The 21,781-nt window shown below is 42.3% G+C and carries 18 protein-coding genes; 15 read left to right on the forward strand and 3 right to left on the reverse strand.

Annotated features, from left to right (window positions below; all coding sequences use genetic code 11):
• Positions 1 to 78 precede the first annotated feature (78 nt).
• Genes EZ437_RS07065 through EZ437_RS07075 form a run of 3 tightly spaced genes read right to left on the reverse strand, consistent with a single transcriptional unit; the run spans position 79 to position 4,634 of the window.
• On the reverse strand, positions 79 to 1,767 hold the full coding sequence (locus EZ437_RS07065) for a sodium/sugar symporter (protein ID WP_131594578.1): 1,689 nt from the start codon (positions 1,765 to 1,767) through the stop codon (positions 79 to 81).
• Positions 1,768 to 1,792: 25 nt separating this feature from the next.
• Positions 1,793 to 3,121: a xylose isomerase gene (xylA, locus tag EZ437_RS07070; RefSeq protein WP_205942659.1), complete on the reverse strand. Its 1,329-nt coding sequence runs from the start codon at positions 3,119 to 3,121 to the stop codon at positions 1,793 to 1,795.
• 28 nt (positions 3,122 to 3,149) lie between these two features.
• Positions 3,150 to 4,634, reverse strand: coding sequence for a xylulokinase (locus EZ437_RS07075; RefSeq protein ID WP_131594582.1), 1,485 nt, complete (start codon positions 4,632 to 4,634; stop codon positions 3,150 to 3,152).
• Between the two features lie 115 nt (positions 4,635 to 4,749).
• Between EZ437_RS07075 and EZ437_RS07080 the strand changes: the two genes are divergently transcribed.
• From EZ437_RS07080 to EZ437_RS07150, 15 genes are all read left to right on the forward strand, one after another.
• The gene (locus tag EZ437_RS07080) at positions 4,750 to 5,784 is read left to right on the forward strand and encodes a LacI family DNA-binding transcriptional regulator (RefSeq protein WP_131594584.1); all 1,035 of its coding nucleotides are present in this window, start codon (positions 4,750 to 4,752) and stop codon (positions 5,782 to 5,784) included.
• A gap of 1 nt (position 5,785) precedes the next feature.
• A complete protein-coding gene (dctA, locus tag EZ437_RS07085) occupies positions 5,786 to 7,060 on the forward strand; it encodes a C4-dicarboxylate transporter DctA (protein ID WP_131594586.1) in 1,275 nt (424 codons plus the stop codon).
• Positions 7,061 to 7,135: 75 nt separating this feature from the next.
• Entirely contained in the window at positions 7,136 to 7,441 is a 306-nt protein-coding gene (ppnP, locus tag EZ437_RS07090; RefSeq protein ID WP_131594588.1) for a pyrimidine/purine nucleoside phosphorylase, read from the forward strand.
• 52 nt (positions 7,442 to 7,493) lie between these two features.
• Positions 7,494 to 9,659 carry a hypothetical protein gene (locus EZ437_RS07095; RefSeq protein WP_131594589.1) on the forward strand — a complete coding sequence of 722 codons (2,166 nt, stop codon included), beginning with the start codon at positions 7,494 to 7,496 and terminating at the stop codon, positions 9,657 to 9,659.
• A 64-nt stretch (positions 9,660 to 9,723) separates the two neighbouring features.
• Complete coding sequence (locus EZ437_RS07100; RefSeq protein WP_131594592.1) at positions 9,724 to 10,533, forward strand: 3-keto-disaccharide hydrolase; 810 nt, start codon at positions 9,724 to 9,726, stop codon at positions 10,531 to 10,533.
• A gap of 78 nt (positions 10,534 to 10,611) precedes the next feature.
• Positions 10,612 to 11,484 (forward strand): succinate--CoA ligase subunit alpha, encoded by an 873-nt coding sequence (gene sucD, locus EZ437_RS07105; RefSeq protein WP_131594595.1) that lies wholly within the window; start codon positions 10,612 to 10,614, stop codon positions 11,482 to 11,484.
• A 158-nt stretch (positions 11,485 to 11,642) separates the two neighbouring features.
• Positions 11,643 to 12,122: a methionine-R-sulfoxide reductase gene (locus EZ437_RS07110; protein WP_131594598.1), complete on the forward strand. Its 480-nt coding sequence runs from the start codon at positions 11,643 to 11,645 to the stop codon at positions 12,120 to 12,122.
• Positions 12,123 to 12,234: 112 nt separating this feature from the next.
• Positions 12,235 to 12,687 carry a septal ring lytic transglycosylase RlpA family protein gene (locus EZ437_RS07115; RefSeq protein WP_225869515.1) on the forward strand — a complete coding sequence of 151 codons (453 nt, stop codon included), beginning with the start codon at positions 12,235 to 12,237 and terminating at the stop codon, positions 12,685 to 12,687.
• 375 nt (positions 12,688 to 13,062) lie between these two features.
• Positions 13,063 to 14,034, forward strand: coding sequence for a ribonucleoside-diphosphate reductase small subunit (locus EZ437_RS07120; RefSeq protein ID WP_131594601.1), 972 nt, complete (start codon positions 13,063 to 13,065; stop codon positions 14,032 to 14,034).
• An 81-nt stretch (positions 14,035 to 14,115) separates the two neighbouring features.
• Positions 14,116 to 16,494: a ribonucleoside-diphosphate reductase subunit alpha gene (locus tag EZ437_RS07125; RefSeq protein ID WP_131594603.1), complete on the forward strand. Its 2,379-nt coding sequence runs from the start codon at positions 14,116 to 14,118 to the stop codon at positions 16,492 to 16,494.
• Between the two features lie 105 nt (positions 16,495 to 16,599).
• Positions 16,600 to 16,803 carry a cysteine-rich CWC family protein gene (locus tag EZ437_RS07130; RefSeq protein WP_131594605.1) on the forward strand — a complete coding sequence of 68 codons (204 nt, stop codon included), beginning with the start codon at positions 16,600 to 16,602 and terminating at the stop codon, positions 16,801 to 16,803.
• A gap of 77 nt (positions 16,804 to 16,880) precedes the next feature.
• The gene (locus tag EZ437_RS07135) at positions 16,881 to 17,756 is read left to right on the forward strand and encodes a carbon-nitrogen hydrolase (protein ID WP_131594607.1); all 876 of its coding nucleotides are present in this window, start codon (positions 16,881 to 16,883) and stop codon (positions 17,754 to 17,756) included.
• Between the two features lie 10 nt (positions 17,757 to 17,766).
• Positions 17,767 to 18,834 carry an agmatine deiminase family protein gene (locus EZ437_RS07140; protein WP_131594609.1) on the forward strand — a complete coding sequence of 356 codons (1,068 nt, stop codon included), beginning with the start codon at positions 17,767 to 17,769 and terminating at the stop codon, positions 18,832 to 18,834.
• A gap of 41 nt (positions 18,835 to 18,875) precedes the next feature.
• Positions 18,876 to 19,619: a 3-oxoacyl-[acyl-carrier-protein] reductase gene (gene fabG, locus EZ437_RS07145; RefSeq protein WP_131594611.1), complete on the forward strand. Its 744-nt coding sequence runs from the start codon at positions 18,876 to 18,878 to the stop codon at positions 19,617 to 19,619.
• A gap of 77 nt (positions 19,620 to 19,696) precedes the next feature.
• The gene (locus tag EZ437_RS07150) at positions 19,697 to 21,781 is read left to right on the forward strand and encodes a vWA domain-containing protein (protein ID WP_131594612.1); all 2,085 of its coding nucleotides are present in this window, start codon (positions 19,697 to 19,699) and stop codon (positions 21,779 to 21,781) included.

Raw genomic sequence — 21,781 nt, forward strand, 5'->3', positions numbered from 1 at the left:
ACTTAATTAAATACTTTATTAATTAAAAAAAAGAGCGATAGAATTTTCTACCGCTCTTTTTTTTGTTATGATAATTGATTACCAATAGATGGTGTAAAGGGCGACAATTAATCCGCAAACTATAATAGCTCCTATTGCAAAGCCTTTACTGGTTTTAAACATGCCGCTGTCTATATCCAACCCTTTCGCAACAACGCCACGTCTAGTCTCGAATATACTGATCAGGTACATCACTACCACACAGATGATAAATACAAAACCCATGCGGTCGAGGAATGGAATTTCATACAGCATAGCCCCGTCTTTTTGCGCCACCAGTTTGGAAAAGCCTGATGCGCTCAGGAACTCCAGGTTCATGATAAATGGCAGGAACTTGAAGAATACAGACAATACAAATCCACCTACAGTAGCAAATAAAGCTGCATTGGAGGTGGTCTTTTTCCAGAAAAAGCCCAGGATGAACATAGCAAAAATACCCGGAGAGAAAAATCCGGTGTATTCCTGGATGAACTGGAAGCCCCCTTTTTTGTCAATACCCAATAGCGGGGCAATAAGAATCGCAATAAGCATTGCAAAAACAACTGTATATCGTCCTATAACTACCTGTTTGTCCTCATGTGCATCTTTATTGATCACTTTTTTATAGATATCCAGCGTAAAGATCGTGGCTATACTATTTGCTTTTCCGGCTAATGAGGCCACTACTGCCGCAGTAAGTGCAGCAAAAGACAAGCCTTTTAATCCTGCCGGAAGGAGGTTTAACAACACAGGATAGGCAGTATCAGGCGCCACTTCCCCGCCTTTGTTCATGCTGTTCTGGAAATCACCGTAACCTTCCTTGTAAAGGACATAGGCAGCGATACCAGGCAGTACAACAATCACTGGCATCAGCAATTTTAAGAAGGACGCAAAGAGAATCCCGTTGCGTGCGGTCTTAAGGTCTGCACCCAAAGCCCGCTGCGTAATGTATTGATTACAGCCCCAGTAATTTAGGTTTACAATCCACATACCACCCACAAGGACTGTAAGCCCAGGCAGGTCGAGGTAATTTTCGTTCTCCTTCTCAAAGATCATGTGGAAATGATCGTCTGCATGTTCTGTGAGGAGGTTGAAACCGTTGAGCACCCCGCTCGATCCGAAGTGGCTGGCCACCAGATCCAGCGCAAGATAGGTGGTAGCCAGTCCGCCCAATATCAGGAAAAAGACCTGTATTACATCTGTATACCCAATTACCTTCATGCCACCCAATGTAATGATGATGGCAAAGATGGCCAGGATATACATACAGGCAGTAAGGTTGATGCCTGATATGCTGTTGATGGCCAATGCACCCAAATAAAGTATGGAAGTAAGGTTGACCACTACATAAAGCAGCAGCCAGAATACCGCCATGATCATCGCCACCGTACCATTGTACCGCTGATGCAGGAATTGGGGCATGGTGTAGATCTTGTTTTTGAGATATACCGGAATGAAGAATACGGCTACAATAACCAATGTCACTGCCGCCATCCATTCATAGGTGGCAATGGCCAGTCCCATTTTAAATCCCGATCCGCTCATGCCTATAAACTGCTCCGCAGAAATGTTGGAAGCAATCAGTGATGCGCCTATGGCCCACCAGGTAAGAGAATCTTTAGCAAGAAAGAAATCTTTAGAGTTTTCTTTGTTTGCTTTCTTTTGGCGGTATATCCACCAGCCATAAAAAGCTACGATAAAGAAATAGATCAGGAAAACGGCATAGTCTAAGGTGCCCAGAGTCTTCATATAATGGTTTGTTTTTGGTTTGGCCTTAAATATACCTGTTTATTAGGTTTTCCAAAAATTCTTGTCTTCCGCTTAGCGTAGCTGGTTCGCCATTCTGTACCGCATACTCACGCAGGTCTTCCAGGTTCAAAGCTCCGTTTTCAAATTCTTTTCCTTTGCCGCTATCGAACGATGCATAACGATCGGTCCGGATCTTTTTATAATCCGACTTGTTGAGGATCTCATCTGCCACGATCAAAGCACGAGCAAACATGTCCATGCCGCCAATGTGTGCATAGAAAAGGTCTGCTCTGTCGGTAGAATTTCTACGGATCTTTGCATCAAAGTTGATACCTCCTGTTTTGAGACCGCCCGATTCAAGAATGATCAGCATAGATTCTACCAGCTCATTGATGTTGTTCGGGAACTGGTCAGTATCCCATCCGTTTTGGTAATCGCCTCTGTTGGCGTCTATTGATCCAAGGATACCTGCATCAACAGCTACCTGCAACTCATGCTGGAAGGTGTGTCCCGCCAAGGTAGCATGGTTTACTTCCAGGTTTAGTTTAAAATCTCCAAGTAAATCATACTTCTGAAGGAAGCCCAATACGGTAGCCGCGTCATAATCGTACTGGTGTTTGGTAGGCTCACATGGTTTAGGTTCGATCAGGAAGGTTCCTTTAAATCCATTCTTTCTGGCATAGTCTTTAGACGCATGCAGGAATTTGGCCAGGTGTTCCTGTTCCCGTTTCATATCAGTGTTTAACAGCGACATATAGCCTTCTCTACCTCCCCAGAATACATAGTTTTCGCCGCCCAGCGCTATCGTAGCATCCAATGCTGCTTTTACCTGTGCTGCACCATGTGCCAATACATGAAAATCAGGATTGGTAGCAGCACCGTTCATATACCTTCTGTGAGAGAACAGGTTGGCCGTGCCCCACAATAACTTTACTCCGCTTTCTGCTTGTTTTTCTTTGGCGTAATCTACCAGGGTCTGCAGCCTTTTGTCATTTACATTGATGTCATTGTCATAGTCTACCACGTCTACATCGTGGAAGCAGTAGTAAGGGATGTCCAGCTTGGTTAAAAATTCAAATGCAGCATCCATTTTGTCTTTGGCACGTTCTACAGGGTCGCTTTTTTCATCCCATGGGAAAATGTGACTTGGTCCGCCAAAGGGATCTGCGCCATTGCCGACAAACGAATGCCAGTAAGCCCCGGCAAAGCGAAGGTGTTCTTTCAATGTTTTGCCGCCTATTACTCTTTCAGCATCGTACCATCTGAATGCAAGGGGATTGTCTGTTTGAGGTCCTTCGTAGGCGATCTTGCCGATCTGCGCGAAGTATTCTTTCTCTGAATTAAGTGTTGACATAATGTATTTAGGTTTTAAAGTGTATATGTTAGATTATGGTATTTAATTGTTGCATCAGTAACTGCTTCCAGTTCTGGTAATGTTCTTCCAGGTTTTCTCCGTTCGGTTCTACCAGCTGGATAGGTTTTTTGTTGGTGAATGCCTCACTGGCAGATTTGAATATACCTGCTCCGATTCCTGCACCTATGGCGGCTCCGTAACTGCCATCATTGTTGTGCAGCTCTACAGGAACGCCTGTGATGTTAACGAAGGATTGGGTAAAGAGTTCGCTGAGGAAAAGATTGGATTTTCCAGCCCTGATAATAGAGGGCTGCATACCGTTCTCTCTTAAAATGTCCAGACCGTATCTGAATGAAAAAGCTATACCTTCCTGCACAGCACGGAATATATGCGCCTGTGTATGCAGGTTGAGGTCTATGTGGTGAAGGTGTACACCTACCATTTTGTTGTTCAACATTCGCTCTGCTCCATTTCCGAACGGCAATACGCGCAGCCCGTCACTGCCCACAGCAATACTCGCGGCGGCGCGGTTCATGGAATTATAGTCAACAGCAGCACCAAACACGTTTTTAATCCAGCGGTTCATGCTTCCCGTGCCGTTGATGCAAAGCAACACACCGAGTCTTTGTTGCTCGATGGCGTGGTTTACATGCGCGAAGGTATTTACCCTCGATTGCGGATCCGACAGCAGGTGATCGGTCACTCCATAGATCACTCCGGAAGTGCCTGCCGTAGCGGCTACTTCACCGGGCTCGGTCACGTTTAGCGACAAGGCATTGTTGGGCTGGTCTCCCGCTTTATAAGATACTGGTATGCCCGGTTTTAATCCAAGGCTGTCGGCAACTGATTTAGTAATATAACCATGCGCTGAGAATACAGGCCTGATCTGAGGGATCACTGAGTCATCAAAGCCATAATAGTCCATCAGTTCAGATGACAGCTTGTTTTCTTTAAAATCCCAGAAAATACCCTCCGAAAGTGCCGATATACTGGTAGTGATATCGCCTGTCAGTTTCATTGCGATGAAATCGCCCGGCAGCATTAGTTTGTCTGCTTTACTGTATACCTCAGGCTCATTTTGCTTTACCCAGGCCATTTTGGAGGCAGTAAAGTTACCTGGTGAGTTGAGCAGGCGGCTTAATGAAAACTCCTCTCCCAACGCATCAAAGGCTTTGTTGCCTATCTCAACTGCCCGGCTATCACACCAGATGATGCTGTTTCGGAGGTTTTGCTGGTCCTTGTCTACAATCACCAGTCCATGCATCTGATAGGCAATACCAATTGCAGCGATCTGCTGCGGATCATATTTCTGTTGCTGGTTGCAGCGCATGATCGCTTTTTGCACATGCTCCCACCACATGTCGGGAGATTGCTCTGCCCATCCATATTTTGGGGCCAGAATTTCTGATTCGCTGTCGGGGTACTGTGCGCTTGCCAGAATGTTGCCAGAAGCAGTATCAACCACCGAAACCTTGATAGAGGAAGTGCCTACATCAATACCTAATAAATACATTTGATTTGATTTAACTTGTTGTTCAATTTGATTAATTTGGTTAACGAAAATAATCAAATATTTATATTAAGCAATCGATTGCGATAAAAATATTTTATCATATTTACATTCGTTTATGAAGAATCAGAAAAGGACTACTATTTACGACATCGCAAAGAAGCTAAATATAAACGCATCCTCGGTTTCAAGGGCGCTTACCAACGGTATGAACGTAAGTGAGGCCACCCGGCAACTGATTGTAAAAACTGCTAAGGAGCTCAATTATAAACAAAATAGTCTTGCCTCTAATCTTCGTAAAGGACAAAATCAGACAATTGGCGTAGTTGTGCCACGCATCAACCAGAACTTTTTTGCGGATGTAATAGCCGGAATAGAAGAGGTTACATACCAAGAAGGTTATAACCTGATCATTTGTCAGTCAAACGAATCTTATGAAAGGGAAGTTAAATGTGTAAATACGCTGATCAACCAGCATGTTAGTTGCATCATCATTTCCATCAGCGCAGACTTTGAAGACGGACAGCACCTTAAAAATGCCATGGACCAGGGCATTCGCCTCATTCAGTTTGACCGTGTGGCAGATAACCTGGATACTTTTAAGGTATTGAATGATAATGAACAAGCTTCGGAGGAAGCGGTGAGCCATCTGATTGCACAGGGATATAAACGGATCGCTTTGCTGGAAGGCCCGCAAAACCTCAATATTTTTAAACAGCGTAAAGCCGGTTACCTGGCCGCTTTAAAGAAACATGGTTATCCTGTGTTGCCGGAACTGATCAAAGAAAATGCCTGGACTAAGGAACTTGGTGCCGAGGCTACTTCGGCCTTGCTGAACCTCCCGGACAGGCCAGATGCCATCTTTGCCTCTACATCAGATTTTTCGGCCCTTGGTGTGCTCGAGGTGGCGACTAAAATGGGCCTGAACGTGCCGAACGAATTGGGGGTCTGCGGTTATTCTAATGAAGCTTTTACCGAAATTACCAGTCCGTCTATCACCACAATAGACCAGTACAGCATGAGTATGGGCAAGACAATTGCCAACCTGTACTTTCAGAATATGCTGTCAGACCAGGTTAATGTAGTGCCTAAAATAGTCAGCATAAAGCCCAAACTGATCATCCGTTCTTCCACACAAAGATATAGCATATAGTATGGTAAAACATTTAATATCCAACCTTACGTTTCAGGTTTTGCTGGCGATCACGCTCGGTATAGCAGTCGGCGCATTTTTTCCCGGTTTTGCACCTCATGCTAAGTTGATTAGTCAGAGTTTTATCAGTATGATCAGCATGCTCATCGCACCCATTATATTTCTAACCATTGTGCTGGGGATAGCACATATGGGCGATATGAAAAAGGTGGGCAGGGTAGGCGGGAAGGCGCTGCTATATTTTGAACTCGTTACCACACTGGCCATCATAATTGGTATGGTGGTAGCTAATTTGTTAAAGCCCGGAGTAGGCATCCAGGTAGCAGAAGGAGATGTCAATAAGGTAAAAACGTATACGGAACAGGCAGATGGTATCAACTGGATGGAGTTCTTTGCACACATCATTCCCCACAATGTATTTGAGTCCTTTGCCAAAGGTGATATTTTGCAGATTTTGTTTTTCGCCATACTATTTGGTTATGGCCTTAACAAAATGGGCGAAACAGGACATTCGTTGCTGAGTACTTTTGATAAAATATCCAAAGTGTTTTTTAACATCATGAAGATCGTGATGCGTCTGGCACCGGTTGGCGCTTTTGGTGGCATGGCCTACAGCGTGGGCACTTACGGACTTGATACGCTACTTCCGATGGCAAAGCTGATGGGAGCAGTATACCTGACCTGCTTCCTCTTCATTTTTGTGGTGCTGAACGCGATATGCAGGTTTTATAAATTTAGTTTATGGCAATATCTTAAATACATCCGGCAGGAGATCCTTATCGTGCTTGGTACTTCCTCTTCAGAATCTGTACTGCCCAGTATGATGCAGAAAATGGAAGCCATAGGATGTAAAAAGTCGGTGGTAGGTTTGGTGATCCCTACTGGCTATTCTTTTAACCTTGATGGTACGGCAATCTATTTGTCTATGGCGGTGATATTCCTGTGCCAGGTATTTAACGTCAATCTTTCCGTTGGCCAGCAGATCAGTATACTTGCAGTTTTAATGGTTACATCCAAAGGTGCGGCAGGGGTAACGGGCAGCGGTTTTATTGTTTTGGCTTCTACCCTGGCGGCATTAAAGATTATGCCGGTAGAGCACATAGCTATACTGCTGGGTGTGGACCGGTTTATGTCTGAAGCGCGTGCCATTACCAATATGATCGGTAATGGAATTGCTACTATTGTGATTGCGAAAAGTGAAAATGAATTTGACGAAGCGAAATATCAGTTGGCAATACGTCCAGAAGCCATTGAAAAAGCAGAAGAAAGTATTTAAACATGTTTCTTTTTTTACAATGATTGGCAATACATTTGTTTTAAGTAATTAACATTAATCAGATAGAACTAAACTATGGATAATTCAACAGCACCCCTGCAATCGGTAGAACATAATTTATATTTTGAAGGAAAGGTACAAAGCCTTGGACTGCAAACAGATAAAGGTAAAGCTACAGTTGGCGTAATGAAAAAAGGCAGTTATACTTTTTCGGCATCTGCACCCGAAAGAATGAAGGTTATTTCAGGGGTATTGGATGTAAAATTAAAGGACACTGAATATAAAAAGTACCACGAGCAGGACGAATTTGAAGTTGCTGCAGGTACTTCATTTGACGTGATCTGCGAAGATGACGTAGCTTATATCTGCTTTTACGGATAATCTGTTGCGTAAAGGATTAACGATACTTCAAAAATATTGTTAAATTTCATGCATGAAAAATGCGCTGCTATTAATTACTTTCACCACATACACACTTTTTTGTTCGGCGCAGAGCCAGTTAAAAGAGAAAACTGCATTCCAGACGGGGAGTGCATGGCGACCAGAAATAGATGTAAGATCTGATATTGCCATTGTGTATGGTGCAGGCGACAGGCCTGGTATGACATTCGAACAAAGAGTGAAGTCCTGGCGTGATCATGGATATCAGACACATTTTATGACTGGCATTGCATGGGGAGAATACCAGGATTATTTTTTGGGTAAATGGGACGGAAAGAACCACCAGGAAATAGGGCAGATGGATCGAAACGGGCAGGTCATCTGGCATGGTGGTGGGGTGCCCTATATTGTACCTGTGCAGTCTTTTCTGGAATATATGAAAACTGCTATAATCAAAAAGGTAATAGATGCCGGCATCAGTTCTATTTATCTGGAAGAGCCGGAATTCTGGTCGAGAGCAGGATATAGCCAGGTTTTTAAAGAGGAGTGGAAGAAATACTATGGGTTTGACTGGAAGCCGCAACATGAATCGGCTGAAAATACCTACCTGTCCAGCAAACTGAAATACCAACTGTATTACAATGCCGTCAAAGATGTATCTGCCTATGCCAAATCTTATGGTATGAGAAAGGGTATGAATATTAAGGTCTATATCGCCACACATTCACTGGTCAACTATTCGTCCTGGAGGATCGTCAGTCCCGAAGCAAGCCTGTCGGCCCTGCCGGGAATAGATGGCTACATTGCCCAGGTATGGACAGGGACATCCAGGGAACCCACGTTTTATGATGGTAACAGTAAGGAAAGGGTATTTGAGAATGCTTTTCTTGAATACGGATCAATGGTGTCTATGACCGCGCCAACCGGTCGCAAAATGTTCTTTCTGACAGATCCAATTGAAGACTGGCCGCGGGACTGGGCCGATTATAAGCGCAATTATCAGGCGACTTTTACCGCTAAACTCCTTTATCCAATGGTAGCTGACTATGAGGTAATGCCCTGGCCTGAGCGGATTTATACCAGGCCTTATAAGCTGGCCAATAGTGCAGAAGAAGTACTGATTCCTTCATACTATGCTACCCAGATGCAGGTGATGGTCAATGCGCTGAATGATATGCCCAGGTCAGATAACCGTGTCACAGGCCAGAATGGGATCGGTGTGCTGATGAGCAATAGTCTGATGTTTCAGCGTTTCCCTGATCATAAAGGCTACGATGATCCGCAGTTCTCCAACTTTTACGGACAGACCCTCCCCTTATTAAAGAACGGGGTGCCTGTACAAACAGTACATATGGAGAATTTATCCTTTAAAGGCGCTTTAAAAGATATTAAAGTGCTGATTGTGAGCTATTCTAATATGAAGCCAAATTCAGAAGAAGTTCATGAATATCTGGCAGACTGGGTGAAGAAAGGCGGAGTGCTGGTATACTGTGGCAGAGATGATGATCCTTATCAGGGAGTAATGGAATGGTGGAATACCAAAAACAATAAGTATAGCGCAGCATCTGAGCACCTGTTTGAGCTCATGAAAATAAAGCCTGATGAAAATACAAGGATTGCCTCAGGAAAAGGATTTGTGTATGTGATCAGACAAAACCCTAAAGAATTTGTGTTGAAATCAAATCAGGACAAGGTACTGCTGGATGTGGTGCAGCAAGCTTATGAAAAAGACCTGCGTGCCGGTAGACTTGAGTTTAAAAACAGCTTTTATCTGGAACGAGGTCCGTATGATATTGTTTCGGTAATGGATGAGCACGCAGATAAGCAGCCATATGTGATCAACGGGCCGGTAATAGACCTTTTTGACCCTGCACTTCCTGTGCTTTCATCAAAAAGTATAAATCCGGGTGAACAGGCCCTGCTGTATAATATAAACAGGATCAAGGATCGGTCGCGACCGATGGTGCTTGCAAGTGCTTCAAGAATATATAATGAAGTAAGGGATGAAAAGGGATACAGTTTTGTCTGTAAAAGCCCCGCAAAAACCATAAACAGCATGCGCATTTTCCTGCCGGTTAAGCCTGTGGAAGTGTTGGCGACAAATGCTGCCGGAGAGAAAATGGAAGCAGTAAAAAGCTCATGGGATGCAACTTCCGGTACTTTTTACCTTTCATTTGACAATAATCCTGACGGAATTTCCATAAGATTAAGCTGGTAATAAAGCGGCTTCAAAAAACTATTATTTATCGTATTTTGCGCAATTAAATTATAAACATCAGTATATGAAAGCTATTTTGTACATCACTACCGTCTCTTGTTTGTTGTTTTTAGGCTGTGGAGGGATGAAGCAGGGTTCGGGTAAGGCCAGCGAAGATAAAGACTGGGTTGCATTGTTCAACGGAAAGGACCTGGATGACTGGTTTGTGAAAATCCATCACCACGAAGTGGGAGAGAATTTTGGTAATACATTTAGGGTAGTGGATGGGACTGTGCAAATCAGGTATGATCAGTATGGTGATTTTAATGACCAGTTCGGTCATTTGTATTATAAGGTTCCCTATTCTTATTATCACCTTAAGTTTGAATACCGCTTTGTAGGTAAATTGCAAAAGGGAGCACCCAGCTATACACTGTTAAACAGCGGTGTGATGTTTCACTCGCAGGATCCAAGAACCATGCTGAAAGAGCAGGACTGGCCGATATCGATAGAGATGCAGCTGTTGGCGGGACTCGGTGACGGCAAACCAAGGCCGACCGGTAACATGTGTTCGCCAGGTACGAATATAGTATATCAGGGGAAAATAGCAGCAGATCACTGTATTAATTCAACTTCTAAAACTTATGAAGGAGAGCAGTGGGTGAGTGGTGAGCTCATCGTTTTGGGCGATTCAGTGATCAAACACATCATCAATGGCGATACGGTGCTGCAATATTCCAAACCCCAGATTGGTGGCGGAGTGGCAAATGGTTATGACCCAAAATACAAACAAGACGGCAAATTACTAAGTAGTGGTTTTATTGCTTTGCAAAGTGAAGGTCAGCCGGTTGATTTTAGAAATATCAGGCTAAAAGATCTTTCACGTAAAAAGTAATTGCCTTGTAACAAGTACCTGAAATGAATTGGTTTTAAGAAGTATTTTATCTAAGTTTGCACAAAAATTAAAAGATACATGAGTGTTTTAGTAAATAAAGATTCTAAAGTTATTGTTCAGGGTTTTACTGGAAATGAGGGTACTTATCATGCTTCTCAGATGATCGAGTATGGAACGAATGTTGTTGGTGGTGTGACGCCTGGTAAAGGTGGGCAAACGCATTTAGACAGGCCGGTATTTAATACAGTAAAGGATTCGGTTGACAAAGCCGGTGCCAATGTATCTATTATATTTGTTCCCCCTGCATTTGCTGCTGATGCCATTATGGAAGCTGCTGAGGCGGGAATTAAAGTTATTGTTTGTATTACTGAAGGTATCCCTACAAAGGATATGATTAAGGTTAAAGAATATATTGCTGGCAGGGATTGTCGTTTGATCGGCCCTAACTGTCCGGGAGTGATCACTGCTGATGAAGCTAAAATAGGTATTATGCCTGGTTTTATCTTTAAAAAAGGTACTGTTGGAGTAGTTTCCAAATCGGGTACTTTAACTTACGAAGCTGTTGATCAGGTTGTAAAAGCAGGTTTAGGAATCACTACCGCCATAGGTATCGGTGGAGATCCGATCATAGGCACCACTACCAAAGAAGCTGTAGAATTGCTGATGAACGATCCTGAAACGGAAGGCATCATCATGATCGGTGAAATAGGTGGCGGAATGGAAGCCGAGGCTGCACGCTGGATCAAAGAAAATGGTACTAAGCCTGTGGTTGGCTTTATTGCCGGACAAACTGCACCAGCAGGACGCAGAATGGGCCATGCAGGTGCTATTGTGGGTGGAGCCGATGATACTGCTGCTGCCAAGATGAAGATTATGGCTGAGTGTGGTATTACTGTGGTAGAAAGCCCTGCTGAAATTGGCGAAGCAATGGCTGCATTACTGAAAAAATAAAGATCTTCTTGCACAATGCAAAAAGCTCTGGTGAATTTTTCATTGGAGCTTTTTATTTTTAGTAGTTTTGGGTATTAAGACGTGACGTTACTATGGCATATTCAAAAATCTGCCTCCCGATCTTTGTACGTATATGATTACAACTAATTTTACACCAGATGAAAGCTTTAATTAATAAAACATTTGCCTTAGGTGCCTTGTTGATCATAACAAGCTTTGTGGCCTGCGCCCAGAAACCAAAAAAAGAAGAACAGAAGAAAACAACCAAAAATATGGAGTGGAATAAACTGACTAAAGAAGAAGAGGATGTAATTGTACGCAAGGGTACTGAATATCCCGGAACTGGGGCATTGTTGAACAATAAAGAAAAGGGAACTTATATCTGTCGTCGCTGTAATGTGCCTTTGTATCGTTCAGAATCTAAATTTGAGTCACACTGCGGATGGCCAAGTTTTGATGATGAGATTAAAGGGGCAGTAGTTAAGGTCCCTGATGCCGATGGCTCACGCACAGAGATCGTTTGTGCTAACTGCAAGGCACACTTAGGTCACGTTTTTATAGGTGAAGGCTTTACCGCTAAAAATACCCGTAACTGTGTAAACTCTATTTCTATGAGTTTTGTGCCAGATAAGAAATGATTTTATTTATAATGACATTACCATAATGCCCGATGATAACTTATCGGGCATTATTTGTTTATAACAGTTTAGTTTACTTATGTTTGCAAGGTTCACCAACTAAAGTAAATATATGAAGTATTGTTTATTGTTATGTGGGATGCTCATCTCTTCTATGGTTATTGGCCAGGATAAATCTGAAAAAGAAAGCTCAAATGAATTTTCAGGGAGTATGACAAAAGCTAAGAATTATGCTTTAGATGTCATAAACAAGACGTCTGAAATATTTTCTGAAACGGTCTATGCAACCTATTATGCCAACAAATTTGAAGGCAGAAAAACGACCAGTGGTGTCAGGTACCGTGCTAAAAAACTAACGGCAGCCCATCTTACGTTACCATTTGGTACGATAGTTACAGTCACTAATCCCATTAACGGCAAATCTGTTGACGTGGAGATCAATGACAGAGGCCCTCATTCTAAAAAATTCGCTATTGATGTTTCAGCTGCAGCTGCAAAGGCACTTGGCTTCTATGGAAAAGGTGTGGCAAAACTAGAAATCAGTTACCTCCCGGAAACTGAATAGCCTTTTAACTTTATCGCGGTTAAAGTCAGTTTTTTAATTTTATTAACACTGCTTGACATTTATTATCCGCTATAAAAGAAATAATTAGCCTTTTTGCACCTTGATTCTAACTTCAGTTTCGCGATTTATTAGCCTAAAATCGCCCGGGTGTTAACAACTTTGTTCGGTAAGAAAGACCGCTTCCTTTATATTTGTTATAGTAAGATTCTTTAATAAATCACACACAGATTTTTAGTTAAAGGTTTAATATTTAATTGCTTAAGGTTATGGGATGGTTTGCATTTTTTTAATCTTCATCATTAAATAGGCTTCCTTAGGCTGTTAAAATTATTAAAGATTCAGAAGGTTTAATCATCACTATATAAATAGAGGCTTATGGAAGAAGAATTATTATTAAGGGAAAACAAAGACCGCTTTGTGCTTTTGCCGATTAAGTATCCGGCAATCTGGGAAATGTACAAAAAAAGTGAGGCGAGTTTCTGGACAGCTGAAGAAATCGATCTTTCGGATGATCAGAAACACTGGGACAACCTGAATGATGGCGAAAGACATTTTATATCTCATATTCTTGCCTTTTTCTCAGCCAGTGATGGCATCGTAAATGAAAACCTTGCAGTAAATTTCATGAGTGAAGTGCAGTTACCTGAAGCGCGCTGTTTTTACGGTTTCCAGATCATGATGGAAAATATACATTCTGAAACTTATGCCCTGCTGATCGACACCTACATTAAAGATCCGGATGAAAAAGACAGATTGTTTCATGCCATAGAAACAGTTCCGTGTGTAAAGAAAAAAGCAGAATGGGCGTTGCGCTGGATAGAAGGCGGAAATTTTGCAGAGCGTTTGGTAGCCTTTGCAGCAGTAGAAGGTATTTTCTTTAGCGGTAGTTTCTGTTCTATCTTCTGGCTTAAGAAGCGCGGTTTGATGCCGGGATTAACCTTTAGCAATGAACTGATCTCCAGAGATGAGGGTTCACATTGTGAATTTGCTTGTTTATTGTACAGCATGCTTCAAAATAAACTGAGTGAGGAAGCTGTTCACGGGATCATTAAAGATGCTGTAGAGATTGAAAAGGAGTTTATCACTGATGCACTGCCAGTGGCATTGATCGGTATGAATGCTAAATTAATGTCCCAATATATTGAATTTGTTGCTGACAGATGGTTACATGAACTCGGTTATACTAAAATATACAACGCTACCAACCCATTTGATTTTATGGAGATGATCTCTTTGCAGGGTAAAACTAACTTCTTTGAAAAGAGAGTAGGTGATTATCAAAAAAGCGGTGTACTGACCTCCACGGAAGATAAAGCATCTGCGTTTTCGTTAGATGATGATTTTTAATAAAACAAAATAATTATATAAGTGCCTATGTTGGGTTTTCCGCTCTAGAACCTGATAAGCAATAATAAATCCTGAAAAAATATGTTTGTACTAAAAAGAGATGGCCGCAAAGAAGCGGTAAGGTTTGACAAGATAACGGCTCGTATAGAGAAGTTGTGTTATGGATTTAATGCTGAGCTGGTAGATCCTATTGATGTAGCCAAAAAGGTGATCGAGGGTTTGTATGATGGCGTTACTACATCTGAACTGGATAATCTGGCAGCAGAGACCGCGGCATCTTTAACCACCAAACATCCTGATTATGCTTTGCTTGCATCCCGTATAGCGGTATCTAATCTCCATAAAAATACAACTAAATCATTCTCCAAAACTATGGAGATGTTGTATAGATATATAGATTCTAAAACAGGGAAACCAGCCTCTCTGATTGCTGATGATGTATGGGAAGTAATTAAAGACAATGCTGATGTACTTGATAGTACAATTATATACGACCGTGACTTTGGATTTGACTACTTTGGGTTTAAGACGCTGGAAAAATCATACCTGCTGAAAGTAGATGGTATCATTGTAGAGCGTCCACAGCATTTGTTTATGCGCGTAGCTGTTGGTATCCATAAATCCGATATCGATAGCGCAATCGCTACCTACAATTTAATGAGCGAACGCTGGTTTACGCACGCTACGCCTACTTTATTCAATGCTGCTACACCCAAACCACAAATGTCTTCATGTTTTCTGCTGACCATGCAGGACGACAGTATTGAAGGCATTTACGATACGTTGAAACAAACTGCCAAGATCTCGCAAAGTGCAGGCGGTATAGGCTTGAGTATTCACAATATCCGCGCTACAGGTTCTTATATCGGTGGTACCAACGGAACCAGCAATGGTATTGTGCCGATGCTGAAAGTATTTAATGATACGGCGCGTTATGTAGACCAGGGCGGAGGCAAGCGTAAAGGTGCTTTTGCGATTTATCTGGAACCTTGGCATGCAGATGTACTGAGCTTCCTTGACCTGCGTAAAAACCATGGTAAGGAAGAATTGCGTGCGCGCGATCTGTTCTATGCACTATGGGTTTGCGATTTGTTCATGAGACGTGTAGAAGAGAATGGTGAATGGAGCTTATTCTGTCCGCATGAAGCACCGGGTTTGGCTGATTGCTTCGGTGAAGAATTTGACGCGTTGTATGAGCGTTATGAAAAAGAAGGCCGTGCGCGTAAAACCATTAAGGCCCAGGAATTATGGTTTGCTATACTGGATTCGCAAATTGAAACCGGAACACCATATCTGTTGTATAAGGATGCTGCAAACAGCAAATCTAACCAGCAAAATTTAGGAACGATTAAAAGTTCCAACCTTTGTACGGAAATTATTGAGTATACTTCTAAAGATGAAGTGGCCGTTTGTAACCTTGCCTCATTGGCTTTGCCAAGGTTTGTAGTGAATGGCGAGTTTGATCACCAGAGACTATATGATGTGACGTATCAGGCTACTTTAAACCTGAATAAGATCATTGATTACAATTACTATCCGGTAGAAGAAGCAAGAAACTCTAATATGCGCCACAGGCCGATAGGTTTGGGTGTACAGGGATTAGCTGATGCGTTTATCTTAATGCGCCTGCCTTTTGAAAGTGAAGGAGCAAGGATATTAAACAAAGAGATCTTTGAAACCATCTATTTTGCGGCAATGACCGCTTCGCATGATCTTGCTGTTAAAAACGGGCCTTACCAGACATTTGAAGGATCTCCTTTATCAAAAGGTAAATTCCAGTTTGACCTTTGGAATGTAAAACCTGAAAGTAATCGTTGGGATTGGGAGACTTTGCGCGAGAAGGTAGTCAAGGATGGTGTGTACAACTCTTTACTAGTTGCACCAATGCCTACAGCTTCCACCTCTCAGATACTGGGCAATAATGAGTGTTTTGAACCATATACTTCTAATATATATACCAGAAGGGTACTAAGCGGTGAATTTATTGTAGTGAATAAACACCTGTTAAAAGACCTGGTAGCTTTAGGATTGTGGACCCCTGCTATGAAAGACAGGATCATTCTCGCCAACGGGTCAATCCAGGATATAGCAGAAATCCCTGATTACATCAAAGAGTTATACAAGACAGTATGGGAAATAAAAATGCGCAGCATCATTGACATGGCGGCGGACAGAGGTGCATACATCTGCCAGTCTCAGTCGCTGAACCTGTTCATCAATGCCCCAAATACGTCAAAACTAACTTCAATGCACTTCTATGCATGGAAGAAAGGGTTGAAAACAGGCATGTATTATCTGAGAACACAAGCAGCTTCACAAGCCGTGAAGTTTACAGTGGAGAATCAGGCCGGCAAAAATATGGAACCTGTAATTCCTGAGCACATCACACAAAGTGCGGAGGAAATTGTAGAAGGCCCCGTTTGTTCCATGGAAGAAGGCTGTATCAGCTGTTCAGGCTAATATTCTAACCAAATATATATTAATAACTCTAGTGCCGGCCCTGAAAAGCCGGCATTTTTTGTTTTCTAAAAGAAGCGTATCTTTGTCCGGTACTATTTAGGGTCAATGGCTAAACATGAAATTATACCTTGCGAACGTTGTGGAACATCCATAGAATGCAAGGCAAACGCCTATACAAAATGCCAGTGCAGTGCAGTTCATCTTGACCTGAATGAGGTTCAGTATATAAGTGAGCTGCATGATGGTTGCCTGTGTGCCAAATGTTTATTTGAACTACAGGAAGAATACCGGCAAAGTGTAGCGCCGTAAGTTTTCATCCTTTTATATTCCATGATCCATTTTGTTTTTTTTGGCTAACTTTGCGTAAAATTATTTGTTGATAAAGAATGGCAAAAGTACAAGTTGGATTGGTGCAGATGAGCTGCACCAGTAATAAACAGGAAAATTTAGATAAGGCAATTTTAAAGGTCAGGGAAGCAGCAGCGAAAGGAGCACAGATTGTGTGTCTGCAGGAACTTTTCACTTCTTTGTACTTTTGTGATATAGAGGATTATGCAAATTTTGATTTAGCAGAAGCTATCCCCGGACCTTCAACAGATGCTTTGCAAGTGGTTGCAAAAGAACTTGGTGTAGTAATCATTGCCTCATTATTTGAGAAACGCACTGCGGGGCTATACCATAATACTACTGCTGTTTTAGATGCAGATGGTGCCTATCTGGGCAAATACCGCAAAATGCATATTCCTGACGATCCAGCTTTTTACGAGAAATTTTACTTTACACCCGGCGATTTGGGATATAAGGTTTTTCAGACGAAGTTCGCAAAGATTGGTATCCTGATCTGCTGGGATCAGTGGTATCCTGAAGCTTCGCGCATCACCGCACTGATGGGTGCTGATATCCTATTCTATCCAACAGCCATTGGCTGGGCGACAGATCAGGATGAGGAAACGAACAAAGATCAATATAGTGCATGGCAAACCATTCAGCGTTCCCATGCAGTGGCCAATGGTGTGCCCGTAATAAGTGTAAACCGCGTTGGTTTTGAGCAGAACGGTGCTATGAAATTCTGGGGCGGCAGTTTTGCTGCCAATGCCCAGGGGAAAATACTTTATTTAGGATCGCATGATCTGGAAGAAACTAAAGTTGTGGAACTGGACTTAGCCGAATCTGATTTCTTCCGCAAACACTGGCCTTTCTTAAGAGACCGAAGGATAGATTCTTATCAGCCTATTACTAAAAGGTTTATTGACGGGGATTAATCTGGAAAATATGTCAGACGTGAACGAAGAAAAATTTAACAATAGTCCCAGAAGAGCAGGATACCGATTTCCTGCAGAATGGGAAAAACATGAAGCAACCTGGCTGACATGGCCTCATAAAGAAGCTTCATGGCCAGGCAAAATAGACACCATTTATAAACCCTACTGCGAATTTATTAAGATCGTTGCCGAAGGAGAGAAGGTTAGGATCAATGTAAATGATGAAGCAACTAAAGCTTTTGCTATATCAAAGCTAAAAGATGTTGGTGCAGATCTGGGGCAGATAGAATTCTATTTTAATCCAAGTAATGATGCCTGGTGCCGTGATCATGGACCTGCATTCCTGATCAATCCTGCCGCCGAACATAAGAAAGTAATTGTAGACTGGGGTTATAATGCATGGGGTGATAAATATCCTCCTTATGAACTGGATGATGTCATTCCTACACTTATCGGCGATCATTTTGATTTGCCTGTATTTAATCCTGGTATTGTGATGGAAGGAGGATCTGTAGAATTTAACGGTGCAGGAACCATTTTAACCTCGAGGTCATGCCTGCTGAATGAGAACAGAAACCCGGATTTAAACCAGGAGCAGATAGAGACGTATTTGAAAGAATGCTACGGTGCGCTGCAGGTGCTTTGGGTAAGTGATGGCATTGTGGGCGACGATACCGATGGCCATATAGATGACACCGTGCGCTTTGTAAATCCAAACACTGTATTAACGGTTGTTGAATCTAATCCATTGGATGAGAATTACCAGTTATTACAGGAAAATCTGGCGGAACTCAAAGCGATGCGCCTGATCAATGGAACGCCTTTAAACATTATTCAATTGCCAATGCCATCAGCAGTGATACATGAAGATACCCGCCTGCCTGCATCTTATGCCAATTTTTATATTGCCAATGCAGCAGTTGTAGTGCCGACCTTCAGGGATTCTAATGATGAGAAGGCACTGGAAATAATCCGCAGTGTATTTCCTAACAGAAAAGTGGTAGGTATCGATTCTACAGACATCATTTGGGGATTGGGAAGCTTTCATTGCCTGAGTCAGCAGGAGCCTGCTGTCTAGTAACAGAAGAAATTAAATCAACAAACAAAAATATTAAACAGATGAAATTATTAGCTGGAAAAACCGCACTTATCACAGGTGCATCTAAAGGAATCGGGCGTAAGATTGCAGAGAAATTTGCAGAGCAGGGTGCCAACGTTGCTTTTACCTATTTGTCTTCGGTAGAAAAGGGAGAAGCGCTGGAGCAGGAATTACAAGCTGCTGGAACCAAAGTAAAAGGTTATCGTTCTGATGCTTCTAAGTTTGCCGAAGCTGAGCAACTGATCAATGATATTGTAACTGAATTTGGTTCTATTGATATCATCGTTAATAATGCGGGGATCACAAAAGATGGTTTGCTAATGCGTATGAGTGAAGAAAACTGGGATGATGTGATCAATGTAAACCTGAAATCTGTATTTAACGTATGCAAAGCCGCCTGCAAGGTGATGATGAAAGCACGTAAAGGATCCATCATCAATATGAGTTCGGTAGTAGGGGTGCAGGGCAATGCCGGTCAGGCCAATTATGCTGCCTCCAAAGCGGGTATCATAGGCTTTTCAAAGTCGCTGGCTAAAGAACTGGGTTCACGTAATGTCCGTACCAATGTGGTCGCACCTGGTTTTATCCGCACCGAAATGACCGATGTGCTTGATCCTAAAGTGGTACAAGGCTGGGAAGAAGGTATCCCGCTTAAAAGAGCAGGCGAGCCTGAGGATGTAGCCAATGTATGTGTTTTTTTAGCCTCCGATATGAGTTCCTATGTAACCGGACAGGTAATTTCCGTTTGCGGAGGGATGCTGTAACAAAGACCTTTTCTTTTAAAGTTTTAGAAAGCGCTGAATATTTTTAGCGCTTTTTTAGCATCTTTACCATTACACGTATGAGCGATCCTTTCAATATATACATATTAACTGCGCTATTGGGTTGTTTGCTTGCCGGAGTGCTGTTTGCGTGGCTGTTGTACCGCAATACTGTGCATCTGGATAAGAGGCTGCGGTATAGCTTGTTTGCTTCCAGGGCTGTGGTGGTCGCCCTCATTGCATTTTTATTGTCTTCACCCCTTATCAGAAGTATTTCCTATCAGTTGGAAAAGCCGGTTATTGTAATAGGGCAGGATAACTCATTATCGGCCGGAAACATATTCCCTGCAGGATTTAATATGGAGCAATATGAGAATGACCTGAAAAGCCTGGCCGACAAGCTATCTGAAAAATATGAAGTTAAACTCTATAGTTTCAGCGACAGCGTAAAATCAGGCCTGGATTTTAGCCATAAAGGCAAGCTCAGCAATGCTGCTCAGTTCATTAACCAGTTGAACGATGAACTGTTGAACCGTAATGTTGGTGCAGTAATTCTGGCAACAGACGGCATCTTCAACCGTGGGGGCAGTCCGCTGTACGATATGGATAAGTTGAATGCCCCAGTATACACCATTGCTCTTGGCGATACAGTGCCTAAAAAAGATGTATTGGTTGTCAATGTAAATTATAATAGCCTGGTGTATCTCGATAATGAATTTACCATTGATATCCAGGCGCAGGCTTTTGAGAGCAAAGGGACACATACGCTGCTATCGGTTTTAGAAAATGGAAAGAAAGTATACGAAGAAAGGATACAGATCACTGCCAATCCCTTTCTGAAGTCTATAACGGTCAAATTAAAAGCGTTAAAACTTGGCCTGCAAAAATACACCATCCAGCTTAGTCCAGTACAAGGCGAGATTTCTGAACTAAATAATATTCAGCAGATCTATGTAGAAGTAATAGATACCCGGCAGAAGGTCCTGATTGCAGCCGCAGGCCCTCATCCGGATATTGCCGCATTAAAACAGGTGATCTCCTTAAATAAGCATTATGACCTTAAGATAGTGATTGGAGAGGAGCTCGATACGTTAAATCCAAATGACTACGGGCTGATCATTTTATACCAGCTCCCGGGCTTGCAGTTCAATACCCAGACTTTTATGGGTAAACTGAAACAAAGTACTGCCTCATTGTGGTATATACTGGGTGCTCAAAGTGACCTGCCTGCATTTAGTAGCAGTCAGACCGGTGTAACTTTTATAGGAAGCAATGGAACCTTGCAGGACGCCTTTAGTTATCCTGACCCTAACTTTACGGCCTTTAACCTTGATCTCGCTGCCGCCAAAAAAATTGATGGGTATGACCCGCTTCAGGCCCCATTCGGAAGGGTCATGGTAAATGCAGATGCTTCAGTTGCATTAAGTCAGCGTATAGGAAAGATCAAAACAGGAAACCCCCAGCTTTTTTTTATTAGTGACAATGGAAGGAAAACTGCTTACCTGATTGGTGAGGGGTTATGGAGGTGGAAATTGGCGGAGGCTAAAGAAGAAAACCCATCTGATGCGGTCGAGCGTCTGATATCAGGTACGGTTCAGTATCTCTCTGTAAAAGATGATAAAAGAAAGTTTAAAGCCTATACCACTAAAAGCACTTTTGAAGAAAATGAAAACATTTTGGTCAACGCCGTGCTATACAATGACAGCTATGTACCGATAAATACTCCTGATGTTAACATGGAGATTAGAAATGAAGCAGGCAAGATTTATAAATTTTTATTCTCAAGGACCGGTGCTACCTATCAGCTCGATGCTGGGATTTTCCCTGCAGGAACGTACAACTATACAGCAAGAACAATTTTAGGGGATAAAGAGCATCTGGCAAAGGGTCTTTTTTATGTAAATGCACTGGTAGCAGAGTACCAGCAAACAATAGCCAACCATCAACTGCTCAATACTATGTCTGCGCAAACAAATGGTAAAATGTATATGCCAAGAGATCTGAACAAGATCTTATCAGCGGTCATCAGCAGTGATGAAATTAAAACTGTCAGCTATGAGCAGCGTAAGTACGAAGAATTGATTAATTTTAAGTGGCTTTTTGCATTGATTATCATTTTGCTCAGTTTAGAGTGGTTTTTTCGAAAGCGGAACGGCGAAATTTAA

The sequence above is a fragment of the Pedobacter psychroterrae genome, assembly GCF_004331695.1.
In the GTDB taxonomy this organism is placed as follows: Bacteria; Bacteroidota; Bacteroidia; order Sphingobacteriales; family Sphingobacteriaceae; genus Pedobacter; species Pedobacter psychroterrae.